Origin of the sequence: Chromobacterium subtsugae, from assembly GCF_001676875.1 — a bacterium.
GTDB lineage: Bacteria > Pseudomonadota > Gammaproteobacteria > Burkholderiales > Chromobacteriaceae > Chromobacterium > Chromobacterium subtsugae.
Window position 1 is genome coordinate 1 of sequence record NZ_JYKA01000033.1, and the last position, 15479, is coordinate 15479.

The 15479-nt window shown below is 60.0% G+C and carries 11 protein-coding genes and 2 tRNA genes; all 13 read right to left on the minus strand.

Annotated elements, in window-relative coordinates; translation table 11 throughout:
- Nucleotides 1-107 precede the first annotated feature (107 nt).
- A complete protein-coding gene (gene fusA / locus MY55_RS21975; protein WP_043575259.1) occupies nt 108-2207 on the minus strand; it encodes an elongation factor G in 2100 nt (699 codons plus the stop codon).
- 30 nt (nt 2208-2237) lie between these two features.
- Nucleotides 2238-2708, minus strand: a complete 471-nt coding sequence (gene rpsG / locus MY55_RS21980) for a 30S ribosomal protein S7 (RefSeq protein WP_021479140.1) — start codon at nt 2706-2708, stop codon at nt 2238-2240.
- A 110-nt stretch (nt 2709-2818) separates the two neighbouring features.
- Nucleotides 2819-3190: a 30S ribosomal protein S12 gene (gene rpsL / locus MY55_RS21985; RefSeq protein WP_047238069.1), complete on the minus strand. Its 372-nt coding sequence runs from the start codon at nt 3188-3190 to the stop codon at nt 2819-2821.
- A gap of 164 nt (nt 3191-3354) precedes the next feature.
- Nucleotides 3355-7551, minus strand: coding sequence for a DNA-directed RNA polymerase subunit beta' (gene rpoC / locus MY55_RS21990; protein WP_043575253.1), 4197 nt, complete (start codon nt 7549-7551; stop codon nt 3355-3357).
- 56 nt (nt 7552-7607) lie between these two features.
- Nucleotides 7608-11783 (minus strand): DNA-directed RNA polymerase subunit beta, encoded by a 4176-nt coding sequence (rpoB, locus tag MY55_RS21995; RefSeq protein WP_043575251.1) that lies wholly within the window; start codon nt 11781-11783, stop codon nt 7608-7610.
- A 154-nt stretch (nt 11784-11937) separates the two neighbouring features.
- Nucleotides 11938-12309, minus strand: a complete 372-nt coding sequence (rplL, locus tag MY55_RS22000) for a 50S ribosomal protein L7/L12 (protein WP_043575249.1) — start codon at nt 12307-12309, stop codon at nt 11938-11940.
- Between the two features lie 36 nt (nt 12310-12345).
- The gene (rplJ, locus tag MY55_RS22005) at nt 12346-12843 is read right to left on the minus strand and encodes a 50S ribosomal protein L10 (RefSeq protein ID WP_047244604.1); all 498 of its coding nucleotides are present in this window, start codon (nt 12841-12843) and stop codon (nt 12346-12348) included.
- Nucleotides 12844-12930: 87 nt separating this feature from the next.
- A tRNA-Thr gene (locus MY55_RS22010) sits at nt 12931-13005 on the minus strand.
- A gap of 181 nt (nt 13006-13186) precedes the next feature.
- Nucleotides 13187-13882 (minus strand): 50S ribosomal protein L1, encoded by a 696-nt coding sequence (rplA, locus tag MY55_RS22015; RefSeq protein WP_043575245.1) that lies wholly within the window; start codon nt 13880-13882, stop codon nt 13187-13189.
- Nucleotides 13883-14314 (minus strand): 50S ribosomal protein L11, encoded by a 432-nt coding sequence (rplK, locus tag MY55_RS22020; protein ID WP_043575242.1) that lies wholly within the window; start codon nt 14312-14314, stop codon nt 13883-13885.
- A 103-nt stretch (nt 14315-14417) separates the two neighbouring features.
- Nucleotides 14418-14951: a transcription termination/antitermination protein NusG gene (gene nusG, locus MY55_RS22025; RefSeq protein WP_043575240.1), complete on the minus strand. Its 534-nt coding sequence runs from the start codon at nt 14949-14951 to the stop codon at nt 14418-14420.
- A complete protein-coding gene (secE, locus tag MY55_RS22030) occupies nt 14951-15307 on the minus strand; it encodes a preprotein translocase subunit SecE (RefSeq protein ID WP_080509332.1) in 357 nt (118 codons plus the stop codon). Before secE ends, nusG begins: the two co-directional genes overlap by 1 nt.
- Before the next feature lie 66 nt (nt 15308-15373).
- Nucleotides 15374-15449: transfer RNA gene (locus MY55_RS22035), tRNA-Trp, on the minus strand.
- Nucleotides 15450-15479: the final 30 nt, after the last annotated feature.

The window sequence follows — 15479 nt, forward strand, 5'->3', positions numbered from 1 at the left end:
GGTCCGCGCAAACTTTTCTTTTGCCATTTTTACAAATCCTTAATTAAAGAACATTAGATCGGGGCTGGTCGGTCTTGATTGGAAAAGCCGACCAGCCTCAGCGCGCATTACTTCTTGGCGGCCATTACAGCGTCAGCGACGTGCTTCGGAGCCTGGGAGTAGTGCTTGAACTCCATCGAGTAGGTGGCACGGCCTTGGGTAGCCGAACGCAGGTCGGTGGAGTAACCGAACATCTCGGCCAGCGGTACTTCAGCCTTGATGATCTTGCCGCCCAGACCGTCGTCGTCCATGCCTTGAACCATGCCGCGACGGCGGTTCAAGTCACCCATGACGTCACCCATGTACTCTTCCGGAGTCTCCACTTCCACAGCCATCATCGGCTCGAGGATGCACGGACCGGCGCGGCGCATGGCTTCCTTGAAAGCCAGCGAGCCTGCCAGTTCGAACGCGATCTGCGAGGAGTCGACGTCGTGGTAGGAACCGAAGGTCAGACGCACAGTCACGTCCACCACCGGGAAGCCGGCGAGAATACCGTTGGACAGGGTGTTTTGAATACCCTTGTCCACGGACGGGATGAATTCGCGCGGAATCACGCCACCCTTGATCTCGTCGACAAACTTGTAGCCCTGGCCTTCGCCGGACGGTTCCAGCGTGATCACGGCGTGACCATACTGACCCTTACCGCCGGACTGCTTGACGTGCTTGCCGTCAACGTCGGTAACCGTCTTGGTGATGGTTTCGCGGTAAGCCACTTGCGGCGCGCCGACGTTGGCTTCAACGCCGAATTCGCGCTTCATGCGGTCAACCAGAATTTCCAGGTGCAGTTCACCCATGCCGGAAATGATGGTCTGGCCGGATTCTTCGTCGGTACGCACGCGGAACGACGGGTCTTCCTTGGCCAGGCGATTCAGGGCAACGCCCATCTTCTCCTGGTCGGCCTTGGTTTTCGGCTCAACGGCAACGTGGATCACCGGTTCCGGGAATTCCATGCGCTCGAGGATCAACGGAGCGTCGATCGCGCACAGGGTTTCACCGGTGGTAACTTCCTTCAGACCGATGGCAGCGGCGATGTCGCCGGCGTGCACTTCTTCGATCTCCTTACGGTCGTTGGCGTGCATCTGCACGATACGGCCGATACGCTCTTTCTTGCCTTTGACCGAGTTCAGCACGGTGTCGCCGGACTTCACCACGCCGGAGTAGACGCGGAAGAAGGTCAGCTGGCCCACGTACGGGTCGTTCATCAGCTTGAACGCCAGAGCGGAGAAGGAAGCGTCGTCGGAAGCTTCGCGGGTGGTCGGGGTGCCGTCTTCGTTCTCACCCGGAACCGGCGGAACATCCAGCGGGCTCGGCAGCAGTTCGATCACGGCGTCCAGCATGCGCTGAACACCCTTGTTCTTGAACGCGGAGCCGCACAGCATCGGCTGGATTTCGCACTTCAGGGTACGTTCGCGCAGGCCAGCAACGATTTCTTCCTCGGTCAGCGTTTCGCCGCCCAAGTACTTGTCCATCATTTCTTCGCTGACTTCGGCGGCGGCTTCAACCATCTTCTCGCGCCATTCTTCGGCAACGGAAACCAGGTCGGCCGGGATATCGCCGTACTCGAACTTCATGCCCTGGGAAGCTTCATCCCAGATGATGGCCTTCATCTTCAGCAGGTCGACCACGCCGGTGAAGCTATCTTCCGCGCCGATAGGCACGACGATAGGCACCGGGTTGCCGCGCAGGCGGGTTTTCACCTGCTCAACCGCGCGGAAGAAGTTGGCGCCTTGACGGTCCATCTTGTTCACGAACGCGATACGCGGAACCTTGTACTTGTTGGCCTGGCGCCATACGGTTTCCGACTGGGGCTGAACGCCGCCCACAGCGCAGTAAACCATCACGGCACCGTCCAGCACGCGCATGGAACGCTCCACCTCGATGGTGAAGTCCACGTGTCCCGGAGTGTCGATGATATTGAAGTGGTGGGCCGGATACTGCATGGCCATACCCTTCCAATAGGTGGTGGTAGCGGCGGAAGTGATGGTGATGCCACGTTCCTGCTCTTGCTCCATCCAGTCCATGGTGGCGGCGCCATCATGCACTTCACCGATCTTGTGGTTCACACCGGTGTAAAACAGAATACGCTCGGTAGTAGTAGTCTTACCGGCGTCAATGTGAGCGGAGATACCGATATTACGGTAGCGCTCAAGGGGGGTTTTCCGTGCCACGATCTACACCTTGAATAAGTGGGGGTGAGCTTAGAAACGGAAGTGCGAGAAGGCCTTGTTGGCTTCTGCCATGCGGTGCACTTCGTCACGCTTCTTCATCGCGCCGCCACGGCCTTCGGCCGCATCGAGCAATTCACCAGCCAGGCGCAGGTCCATGGACTTCTCACCGCGCTTGCGCGCAGCGTCGCGCAGCCAACGCATGGCCAGGGCCATACGACGCGACGGACGTACTTCAACAGGAACTTGATAGTTTGCACCACCTACGCGGCGGCTTTTTACTTCCACTACCGGCTTGGCGTTGGACAGTGCTGCGTTGAACACTTCCAGGGCGTTTTTGCCGGATTTCTTTTCGATCTGTTCCAGAGCGCCGTAGATGATGCGTTCGGCTACAGACTTCTTGCCGTCGATCATCACAACGTTCATGAATTTGGAGAGATCCTGCGAACCGAACTTCGGATCCGGCAGAATTTCACGCTTGGGGACTTCTCTGCGTCTTGGCATGTTACTTCCTTAAATTATTCAGTTGAGCTTTGGCTCATGACCACCCAATGGAGCAGCCACTTACTAGACGACCATTACGAAACGCTCAGGCCGCCATGAGACCTTCCCAATTACTTGGGACGCTTGGCGCCGTACTTGGAACGGGCTTGCTTACGGTCTTTCACGCCTGCGGTATCCAGGGAACCGCGCACGGTGTGGTAACGCACACCCGGCAAGTCTTTTACACGACCGCCGCGGATCAGCACTACCGAGTGTTCCTGCAGGTTGTGGCCTTCGCCACCGATGTAGGAAATCACTTCGAAACCGTTGGTCAGACGTACCTTGCACACTTTACGCAGCGCCGAGTTCGGCTTCTTCGGAGTGGTGGTGTAGACACGGGTGCACACGCCACGCTTCTGCGGGCAGGCTTCCAGCGCAGGCACCTTGCTCTTCGCCGTGCTGGCGAGGCGGCCCTTGCGAACGAGTTGGTTAATGGTTGGCATTACTATCAGTTCCTAGTTGATTCTTCCTGAAGGCAACACGCCTCCAGAAAGGACGGAGGATTATATTTTAGTCAACGGTCAAGCGTCAAATAAAAAACGCCGCCCCAGCAACGTTAACCGTTGATGAAGCAGCGTTTTTTCAACACTAGGCCGTCAGGCCGGTGTTATTCGTCGTTTTCCAGCGCCGTGTTGAGCATGCCCGAGTCGAACAGCTGCGATTCGGCGGCGTCGAGGCCCAGTTGCTGGCGACGGCGGGTGCGATGGTACGCGAGACCGGTACCGGCCGGAATCAGACGGCCGACGATCACGTTTTCCTTCAGGCCGCGCAGATCGTCCTTCTTGCCCATGATGGCCGCTTCGGTCAGCACGCGGGTGGTTTCCTGGAAGGAAGCCGCGGAGATGAACGAGTCGGTCGACAAGGACGCCTTGGTGATGCCCAGCAGCACGTTTTCGTACTGCGCCGGCTCCTTGCCCTCCGCGACCATCTTGTCGTTCATTTCCAGCACTTCGGCGCGTTCCACCTGTTCGCCCTGGATGAACTCGGTGTCGCCGCTGTCGGAGATCACGACGCGACGCAGCATCTGGCGAATGATCACCTCGATGTGCTTGTCGTTAATCTTCACGCCCTGCAGACGGTACACTTCCTGAACTTCCTGGACGATGTAGCGGGCCAGCGCCTCGATGCCCTGCAGACGCAGGATGTCGTGCGGATCGACCGGACCATCGACGATGGATTCGCCGCGGTTCACCACCTGGCCGTCGTGGACCAGCACGTGCTTGTCCTTCGGGATCAGGTTTTCGTAGCCGCTGCCTTCCAGATCGGTGATGATCAGGCGCTGCTTGCCCTTGGTGTCCTTACCGAAGGAAACGGTACCGGTCACCTCGGCCAGCATGCCGGCATCCTTCGGCGAACGGGCTTCGAACAGCTCGGCCACACGCGGCAGACCACCGGTAATGTCGCGGGTCTTCGACGATTCCTGCGGGATGCGGGCCAGCACTTCGCCCTTGCCCACGTCCTGGCCGTCGCGAACGGTAATGATCGCGCCCACCTGGAAGGTAATCGAAACCGAAGCGTCCGAACCGGCCAGCTTCACTTCGTTGCCGTTGTCGTCGAGCAGCTTCACCAGCGGACGCAGCATCTTCGACTGGGCGCCGGCGCGGCGTTTCGGGTCGATCACCACCAGCGTGGACAGGCCGGTCACTTCGTCGGTCTGCTTGGCTACGGTGTTGCCCTCTTCCACGTTCTCGAACTTCACGCGGCCAGCGTACTCGGTGATGATCGGACGGGTGTGCGGGTCCCAGGTGGCCAGAACCGTGCCTGCCTTGATCTGCAGACCATCGGTCACCATCAGGGTCGCGCCGTACGGCACCTTGTGACGCTCGCGCTCGCGGCCCATGTCGTCGTGGATCACCACTTCGCCGGAGCGGGTGATGACGATCAGCTCGCCCTTGGTGTTCGCCACGTAACGCATCTGGCTGGAGAAGCGCACGGTACCGTTGGACTTGCCTTCCACTTGGCTGGCGGCCGCATTTCGCGACGCCGCGCCACCGATGTGGAAGGTACGCATGGTCAGCTGGGTGCCCGGTTCGCCGATCGACTGGGCGGCGATCACGCCTACCGCTTCGCCGGCGTTGACGCGCTTGCCGCGCGCCAGGTCGCGGCCGTAGCACTTCGCGCACAGACCGTAGCGGGTGTCGCAAGTGATGGCGGTACGCACCTTCACTTCGTCGATGCCCAGGCTGTCGATCGAGTCGACCATCTGCTCGTCCAGCAGCGTGCCGGCTTCGATCACGGTTTCGCCGGTGGACGGATCCACCACGTCTACCGCGGTCACGCGGCCGAGGATGCGGTCGCGCAGCGCTTCGATCACGTCGCCGCCTTGCAGCACGGCCTTCATGGTGAAGCCGTTGGTGGTGCCGCAATCGTCCTCGATCACCACCAGATCCTGGGTCACGTCGACCAGACGACGGGTCAGGTAACCGGAGTTCGCGGTCTTCAACGCCGTATCCGCCAGACCCTTACGGGCGCCGTGGGTGGAGATGAAGTACTGCAGTACCGTCAAGCCTTCGCGGAAGTTGGCGGTAATCGGGGTTTCGATAATGGAACCGTCCGGTTTCGCCATCAGGCCCCGCATGCCGGCCAGCTGCTTGATCTGGGCTGCGGAACCCCGCGCGCCCGAGTCAGCCATCATGTAAATCGAGTTGAAGGACTCTTGGTCGACTTCCTTGCCGTCGCGATCCAGCACGCGCTGCTTGGACAGCTCGTCCATCATCGCCTTGGCGATCTTGTCGCCGGTGCGGCCCCAGATATCCACCACCTTGTTGTAGCGTTCGCCCTGGGTCACCAGACCCTGGCGATACTGCTCTTCGATCTCCTTGACTTCCTTGTTGGCTTCGCCAAGCAGTTCGGTCTTTTTCTTCGGAATCTGCATGTCGTCCACGCAGATGGAGATGCCGCCGCGGGTGGAGTAGGCGAAACCGGTGTACATCAGCTGGTCGGCGAAGATCACCGTGTCGCGGATGCCGCAACGACGGAACGAAACGTTGATCAGTTTCGAGATTTCTTTCTTCTTCAGCGCCTTGTTGATGTGCTCGAACGGCAGGCCCTTAGGCAGGATGTCCGACAGGATCGCGCGGCCGACGGTGGTGTCGTAACGCTTGATCACCGGCTGGAACTCGCCCTGCTCGTCCTTTTCCCATTCCTTCAGGCGGACGGTGATGCGGGTAGCCAGCTCGACTTGGCGGGTTTCGTAAGCGCGATGCACCTCCTTGGTGTCGGCGAACACCATGCCTTCGCCCTTGCCGTTCACCTTGTCGCGGGTCATGTAATACAGACCCAACACGATATCCTGCGACGGCACGATGATAGGCTCGCCGTTGGCCGGGGACAGCACGTTGTTGGTGGCCAGCATCAGGGTGCGGGCTTCCATCTGCGCTTCGAGCGACAGCGGCACGTGAACGGCCATCTGGTCGCCGTCGAAGTCGGCGTTGAACGCCGCGCAGACCAGCGGGTGCAGCTGGATGGCCTTGCCTTCGATCAGCACCGGCTCGAACGCCTGGATGCCCAGACGGTGCAGGGTCGGCGCGCGGTTCAGCAGCACCGGGTGCTCGCGGATCACGTCTTCAAGGATGTCCCAGACTTCCGGCACTTCCTGCTCGACCAGCTTCTTGGCCGCCTTGATGGTGGACGCCAGGCCCATCACTTCCAGCTTGTGGAAGATGAACGGCTTGAACAGTTCCAGCGCCATCTTCTTCGGCAGGCCGCACTGATGCAGGCGCAGGGTCGGGCCCACGGTGATCACGGAACGGCCGGAGTAGTCGACACGCTTACCCAGCAGGTTCTGACGGAAACGGCCGCCCTTACCCTTGATCATGTCGGCCAGCGACTTCAGCGGACGCTTGTTGGCGCCGGTCATCGCCTTGCCGCGACGGCCGTTGTCCAGCAGCGAGTCAACCGATTCCTGCAGCATGCGCTTCTCGTTGCGCACGATGATGTCCGGCGCGCGCAGTTCCAGCAGGCGCTTCAGACGGTTGTTCCGGTTGATGACGCGGCGGTACAGGTCGTTCAGGTCGGAGGTCGCGAAGCGGCCGCCGTCCAGCGGCACCAGCGGACGCAATTCCGGCGGCAGCACCGGCAGCACGTCCAGGATCATCCATTCCGGCTTCATGCCGGAACGCTGGAAGGCCTCCAGCACTTTCAGGCGCTTGGCGATCTTCTTGATCTTGGTGTCGGAATTGGTGGCTTCGAGCTCGCGACGCAGGGTCTCGATCTCGCTGTCCAGATCCAGTTTCTTCAGCAGTTCCTTCACCGCCTCGGCGCCCATCATGGCGACGAACTCTTCACCGTACTGGTCTTCCTTGTCCAGGAAGTCCTCTTCGGTCAACAGCTGGCGGTACTGCATCGGGGTCATGCCCGGATCGGTCACCACGAACGCTTCGAAGTACAGCACGCGTTCGATGTCGCGCAGCGTCATGTCGAGCACCATGCCCAGACGCGACGGCAGCGACTTCAGGAACCAGATGTGCGCGGTCGGGCTGGCCAGTTCGATGTGGCCCATGCGCTCGCGGCGCACTTTGGACAGGGTCACTTCGACGCCGCACTTCTCGCAGATCACGCCGCGGTGCTTCAGGCGCTTGTACTTGCCGCACAGGCACTCGTAGTCCTTCACCGGCCCGAAGATGCGGGCGCAGAACAGGCCGTCGCGTTCCGGCTTGAAGGTGCGGTAGTTGATGGTTTCGGGTTTCTTTACTTCACCATAAGACCAGGAACGGATCTTGTCAGGCGAGGCGATGCCGATCTTAATCGCATCAAACTCTTCTTCTTGCGTAACTTGCTTAAAGAGGTCGAGCAGAGCTTTCATTGCGTCTCCAGTCAGGGGACAGGCGCGGCCTCAAACTGCCGCGCCCATGCTCCCAATCAATAACGTTCCAGGTCGATATCCAGGCCGAGCGAACGGATTTCCTTCACCAGCACGTTGAAGGATTCCGGCATGCCGGCATCGATCTTGTGCTCGCCCTTGACGATGTTTTCGTAGACCTTGGTACGGCCGGTCACATCGTCCGACTTCACGGTCAGCATTTCCTGCAGCGTGTAGGCGGCGCCGTAAGCTTCCAGCGCCCACACCTCCATCTCACCGAAACGCTGGCCGCCGAACTGCGCCTTACCGCCCAGCGGCTGCTGGGTCACCAGCGAGTACGGGCCGGTGGAACGGGCGTGCATCTTGTCGTCGACCAGGTGATGCAGCTTCAGGTAGTGCATGACGCCCACGGTCACCTTGCGGTCGAAGGCTTCGCCGGAGCGGCCGTCGTGCAGGGTCATCTGGGTCTTGGACTCGTTGAAGCCCATCTTGTCGGTCAGCTCGTCGCCGTCCGGGTAGGCCAGATCCAGCATGTGCTTGATCTCGGCTTCCTTCGCGCCGTCGAATACCGGTGTAGCAAAAGTCATGCCCTTGCGCAGGTTTTGCGCCAGTTGCAGCACTTCGTCGTCGCTCAGGGACGCCAGGTCCTCGCTGCGGCCGGTTTCGTTGTACAGGCGTTCCAGGTAGCCGCGGATCTCGGCAGCGGTCTGCTGTTCCTTGATCATGCGGTCGACGCGTTCGCCGATGCCCTTGGCTGCCCAACCCAGGTGAACTTCCAGGATCTGGCCGATGTTCATACGCGACGGTACGCCCAGCGGGTTCAGCACGATGTCGACCGGACGGCCGTCGCCCATGTACGGCATGTCTTCGATCGGCAGGATGCGGGAAACCACACCCTTGTTACCGTGACGGCCGGCCATCTTGTCGCCCGCCTGCAGGCGGCGCTTCACGGCCAGATAAACCTTGACCATCTTCTGCACGCCCGGCGGCAGCTCGTCGCCCTGGGTCAGCTTGCGCTTCTTGTCTTCGAACTTGAGGTCGAATTCTTCACGCTTCTGCGCCAGGCTTTCCTTGATCAGTTCCAGCTGCTTGGCGATGTCTTCATCGCTCATGCGGATGTCGAACCAATCGTGCTTGGTCGGCAGGCCGGCCAGGTATTCCTGGTCGATCACGGTGCCCTTGGCCAGACGCTTCGGACCGCCGTTGGCGACCTTGCCGACGATCAGGCGTTCGATACGGCTGAAGGCGTCGTTGTCGAAAATACGCAGCTGGTCGTTCAGGTCAAGGCGATAGCGCTTCAGTTCCGAATCGATGATGGACTGGGCGCGCTTGTCGCGCTCGATGCCTTCGCGGGTGAACACCTGCACGTCGATCACGGTGCCCACGGTGCCGGTCGGCACGCGCAAGCTTGTGTCCTTCACGTCGGAGGCCTTCTCGCCGAAGATCGCGCGCAGCAGCTTCTCTTCCGGCGTCAGCTGGGTTTCGCCCTTAGGCGTCACCTTGCCCACCAGCACGTCGCCGGCTTCGACTTCTGCGCCGATGTAGACGATGCCGGATTCATCCAGACGGCCTGCCATGCGTTCGGACAGGTTCGGGATGTCGCGGGTGATTTCTTCCGGCCCCAGCTTGGTGTCGCGGGCAACCACGGACAGCTCTTCGATGTGGATCGAGGTGTAGCGGTCTTCTGCGACCAGCTTTTCCGAGATCAGAATCGAGTCTTCGTAGTTGTAGCCGTTCCACGGCATGAACGCGATGGTCATGTTCTGACCCAGCGCCAGCTCGCCCAGGTCGGTGGAGGCGCCGTCGGCCACCACGTCGCCGCGCGCGATGTGGTCGCCCACTTTCACGATCGGACGCTGGTTGATGTTGGTGTTCTGGTTGGAACGGGTGAACTTGGTCAGGTTGTAGATGTCCACGCCCACTTCGCCAGCGGTCGCTTCTTCATCGTTGACGCGAACCACCACGCGGCCGGCGTCGACGTAATCGACCACGCCGCCGCGGCGAGCCACCACGGTGGTGCCGGAGTCGACAGCCACCGAACGCTCGATGCCGGTGCCGACGAAGGCTTTTTCCGGACGCAGGCACGGTACGGCCTGACGTTGCATGTTGGCGCCCATCAATGCGCGGTTGGCGTCATCGTGTTCCAGGAACGGAATCAGCGAAGCGGCCACGGACACCACCTGGCCGGTGGCCACGTCCATGTACTGCACGCGGTCCGGCGTCGCCAGAATGGTTTCGCCCTTCTCGCGGCAGGTCACCAGCTCGTCGATCAGCGCGCCGTCTTCGCTCAGCTCGGCGTTGGCCTGGGCGATCACGTAGCGGCCTTCTTCGATCGCGGACAGGTAGTCGATCTCGTTGGTGACCTTGCTGTCCACCACCTTGCGGTACGGGGTTTCCAGGAAACCGAACTCGTTGGTGCGCGCAAACACGGACAGCGAGTTGATCAGGCCGATGTTCGGACCTTCAGGCGTTTCGATCGGGCACACGCGGCCGTAGTGGGTCGGGTGCACGTCGCGCACTTCGAAGCCGGCGCGCTCGCGGGTCAGACCGCCCGGGCCAAGAGCCGATACGCGGCGCTTGTGGGTGATTTCCGACAGCGGGTTGGTCTGATCCATGAACTGGGACAGCTGCGAGGAACCAAAGAATTCCTTGATCGCGGCGGAAACCGGCTTGGCGTTGATCAGGTCGTGCGGCATCAGGTTGTCGGACTCGGCCTGGTTCAGGCGTTCCTTGACCGCGCGCTCGACACGCACCAGACCGGCGCGGAACTGGTTCTCGGCCAGTTCGCCCACCGAACGCACGCGACGGTTGCCCAGGTGATCGATGTCGTCCACTTCGCCGCGGCCATTGCGCAGCTCGGTCAGAATGGCGATCACGGACACGATGTCCTCAGTGGACAGCGTGCCTTCCATCACGTCGCGGCGCGACGCGAACTTGTCGCCGATCAGCGACTTGAACCATTCCGGGGTCTTGTCGTCGAATTTGTACTGGTAAGTGCGCGAGCTGAACTTCATGCGGCCCACGCGCGACAGATCGTAGGTTTCTTCGCTGAAGAACAGGCGCTGGAACAGCGCTTCCACCGCGTCTTCGGTCGGCGGCTCGCCCGGGCGCATCATGCGGTAGATCGCCACGCGGGCTTGCAGCTGGTCCTGGATGTCGTCGGAACGCAGGGTTTGCGAGATGTACGCGCCCTGGTCCAGATCGTTGGTGAACAGCACGTCGACCTGGTCGATGTCCGCCAGCGCCAGCTTGGCCAGCACTTCCTCGGTCACTTCCTCGTTGGCGCGGGAGATCACTTCGCCGGTGTTCTGGTTCACCACGTTGTGCGCCAGCATCTTGCCCAGCAGCGCGTCGGCCGGCACTTCAATGCGATCCAGCTCAGCGGTCTGGATGTCGCGGATGTGCTTGGCGGTGATGCGCTTGTCCTTGGCGACGATCAGCTTGCCGTCGGCGGCCACGATGTCGAACTTGGCCACTTCGCCCTTCAGACGATCCGGCACCACGCGCATGAATACGCCGTTGCGGGTCAGGTAGAAGGTGTCAAAGCTGTAGAACTCGGACAGGATTTCTTCGTTGCTGTAACCCAGCGCCTTCAGCAGAATGGTAACCGGCATCTTGCGGCGACGGTCGATACGGAAGTACAGCAGGTCCTTCGGATCGAACTCGAAGTCCAGCCAGGAGCCGCGGTAGGGAATCACGCGCGCCGAGAACAGCAGTTTGCCCGAGGAATGGGTCTTGCCGCGGTCGTGCTCGAAGAACACGCCCGGGGAACGGTGCAACTGGGAAACGATGACACGCTCGGTGCCATTGATGATGAAAGACCCGTTGGTGGTCATGAGCGGAATCTCGCCCATGTACACCTCATTCTCGCGCACTTCCTTCACCACCGGCTTGGACGATTCCTTGTCGAAAATCGTCAGGCGAATGCGGGCGCGCAGCGGGGCGGCGAAAGTGATGCCGCGCAGCTGGCACTCCTGCACGTCGAACGGCGGTTCGCCCAGGATATAGTGGGCGAAGTCCAGCTTGGCATAGCCGTTATGGCTGACGATCGGGAAAATCGACTTGAACGCAGCCTGAAGACCCACATCCTTGCGCTCATCCAGCGGCTTGCCCAGCTGGAGAAATTCGGTGTAGGAATCAATCTGGGTCGCCAACAGGAATGGGACGTCGAGAACACTGGCACGTTTCGCAAAGCTCTTACGAATACGTTTCTTCTCAGTAAACGAATAACTCATAGAGTCTCCATCGAGGTGGGTGGCGCAAGAAACTAAAAGTCAGCAGCCACGCCAAGTATATTGCTGGCTTTTACCTTCTTCGTTTCCGCCAACTACAAGCGCAATAAGGCTGGCGGATTTCTCCGCCAGCCTCACCTTCTTTTTTCAAAGAAGATTATTTGACTTCAGCCTTAGCACCAGCTTCGATCAGTTGCTTGGCAACGTCGTCGGCTTCAGCCTTGGACACGCCTTCCTTCACGTTCTTCGGAGCGCCGTCTACCAGGTCTTTGGCTTCCTTCAGACCCAGGCCGGTGATCGCGCGAACAACCTTGATCACGCCAACCTTGTTGTCGCCAGCGGCGGTCAGAACAACGTCGAACTCGGTCTTTTCTTCAGCGGCGGCAGCGCCAGCGCCGGCCGGGCCAGCAACAGCTACAGCAGCGGCGGAAACGCCGAACTTCTCTTCGAACGCCTTAACCAGGTCGTTCAGTTCCATCACGGTCAGACCAGCAACGGCCTCGAGGATGTCTTCTTTGGTGATTGCCATGTGAAAATCTCCTGAATTCTATAAGAATCAAATAAGTTAAGCGGCTTCGGCTTGCTTCTTGTCGGACAGGGCGGCCAGCGCGCGGGCGAAGCCAGCGACCGGAGCCTGCATAACGTAGAGAAGCTTGGACAGCAGTTCTTCGCGGCTCGGGATGGACGCCAGCTCAGCAACCTGAGCAGCGGACAGTACCTTGCCTTCGTAGGAACCTGCCTTGACGATGATTTTGTCGTCGGCCTTGGCAAATTGATGCAGCACCTTGGCAGCAGCAACCGGGTCGGCGGAAATCGCGTACACCAACGGGCCAACCATTTGGTCAGCCAGATCGGCGAACGGAGTGCCTTCCACGGCACGACGCACCAGCGTGTTCTTCAGAACGCGCAGGAACACGCCGTTAGCTCGCGCCTGGGCGCGAAGCTTGGTCATGCTGCTTACCTCGATGCCCCGATATTCAGCGATAACGAGGGTCTGAGCGCCTGCCAGTTCGGCAGAAACTGCTTCGACGACCGCCTTTTTATCTTCGATATTGAGACTCAAGGTCTACCTCCTAGACTGAAATGAAATGGAAAAAATTTCCATCTCGCTTTGCAGCGGCGACCTGTATCAGGAGACATCATAAAGAACTGGTGCTCATGGGCGGAATTGAACCGCCGACCTCTCCCTTACCAAGGGAGTGCTCTACCCCTGAGCTACATGAGCTTATGAACTTTCAGAAGCCTGTTCGGGTACACCATCTGCGTAGGATGCTGGCTTCGATAACAAGCAAGCCCGCTATTAAGCCTTGCGGCACCTACGGTCTTTGACAATCTGGCAGGCAAGCCTGCCAGCCCAAAGCCTTTGATAAGGCGGCTTTCACCGCCCCGTCATGCTCCGGCAACGCTTAGGCGTTGACGGTAGCGGTATCTACGCGAGCGCCGACACCCATGGTGCTGGATACGGCGATCTTCTTCAGATACACACCCTTGGAAGCTGCCGGCTTGGCTTTCACCAGGGCATCAACCAGAGCGGAAAGGTTTTCACGCAGGGCTTCAGCTTCGAAGGAAGCGCGGCCGATGGTGGCGTGGATGATACCAGCCTTATCGGTGCGGTACTGAACCTGACCAGCCTTGGCGTTCTTCACGGCTTCGGCTACGTTCGGGGTAACAGTGCCAACCTTCGGGTTCGGCATCAGGCCGCGCGGGCCCAGGATCTGACCCAGCTGACCGACAACGCGCATCGCATCCGGGGAAGCGATGACAACGTCGAAGTCCAGGTTGCCGGCTTTAACTTGCTCGGCCAGGTCTTCGAAACCGACCACTTCAGCGCCGGCAGCCTTGGCGGCTTCGGCGTTGGCGCCTTGAGCGAATACGGCAACGCGTACCGACTTGCCGGTGCCGCGCGGCAGAACCACGGAGCCACGGACAACTTGGTCGGACTTGCGCGGATCCACGCCCAGGTTCACGGAGACGTCGATGGACTCGTCGAACTTGGCGGTGGCGGCGGTTTTCACCAGGGCAATCGCTTCTTCAACAGCGTACAGCTTGTTGCGATCAACGGTAGCCTTCAGAGCTTGCAGACGCTTGGAGATCTTAGCCATTTACACGCCCTCCACTTCCAGACCCATCGAACGGGCGGAGCCGGCGATGGTGCGAACAGCAGCGTCCAGGTCACCGGCGGTCAGGTCCGGCTGCTTGGTCTTGGCGATTTCTTCCAGCTGAGCGCGGGTTACCTTGCCAACCTTGTCCACGTGCGCCTTGGCGGAGCCGGACTTGATGCCAGCGGCCTTCTTCAGCAGGATGGTGGCCGGCGGGGTCTTCATGATGAAGGTGAAGGACTTGTCCGCGTAGGCAGTGATCACAACCGGAATCGGCAGACCCGGCTCAACGCCTTGAGTCTGGGCGTTGAACGCCTTGCAGAATTCCATGATGTTCAGACCGCGCTGACCCAGGGCCGGACCGATCGGGGGAGACGGGTTAGCCTTGCCAGCGGGCACTTGCAGCTTGATGTAGCCGACAATTTTCTTTGCCACGATTAAAACTCCTAAAACGGGTGTAACGCGAACAGCAGTGTTCGCTTCCCAGGACGAAAGCGCAGAATTTTACACGCCTTCGCCAAACTTGCCAAGCAGAATTTTACAGCTTCTCTACCTGGCTGAATTCCAGCTCAACCGGGGTGTCGCGACCGAAGATCTGCACCGACACGCGCAGCTTGTTGCGCTCGTAGTTGACTTCGTCGACCGAGCCATTGAAGTCGTTGAACGGGCCGTCGATGACGCGAACCTTCTCGCCAACTTCGAACAGCACCTTCGGCTTCGGCTTTTCCACGCCCTCTTGCATCTGCTGCATGATGGCCTCGACTTCGCGCTTGGAAATCGGCGCCGGGCGGTTGCCGGTTCCCCCGACGAAACCGGTCACCTTGGGAGTGCTCTTCACCAAGTGCCAGGTATCGTCGGTCATTTCCATTTCCACCAGCACGTAGCCAGGGAAGAATTTGCGCTCGGTGATCGAGCGGCGGCCATTCTTGATGTCGACGACTTCCTCTACCGGCACCAGGATCTGACCAAATTGATCTGCGATGTCGGAACGTTCGATACGTTCACGCAGCGCCTTTTGCACGCTTTTCTCAAAACCAGAGTACGCGTGTACCACATACCAGCGCTTTGCCATTATCTACCTCGACCGAGAATCACATCGTAAAACAGCCAGGACAGGCTGGAGTCCACCAGCCACATGAACAGCGCCAGGACCGCGACGAATACGAACACCATCAGCGTCACCTGAGTCGCCTCCTTGCGGGTCGGCCACACCACCTTGCGAGCCTCGACGATGGACTCGTTGGCGTAGACCACCAGCCCCTTGCCGGGCGCCGACGCCCACACCACCCCGGCAGCCACCAGGATGGAGACGATGAAAGCCAGCGCGCGCAGCAGGTCCTGACCTTCCGGTATCAGGTAAAAGCCGACAACGCCGGCCGCCACCACAAGACCAGCCAGTGCCAACTTGATCTTATCTTGCATTTCCATGTCGAATCTTCTCTCGCGTATATGCGACAAAAGACCAACCGGCGCATAGCGCCGGCTGGTCTTAATTGGCAGGCCAGGAGGGTCTCGAACCCCCAACCCTCGGTTTTGGAGACCGATACTCTACCAATTGAGCTACTGGCCTTTAAACCTTAGTTGATGATCTTGGAGACCA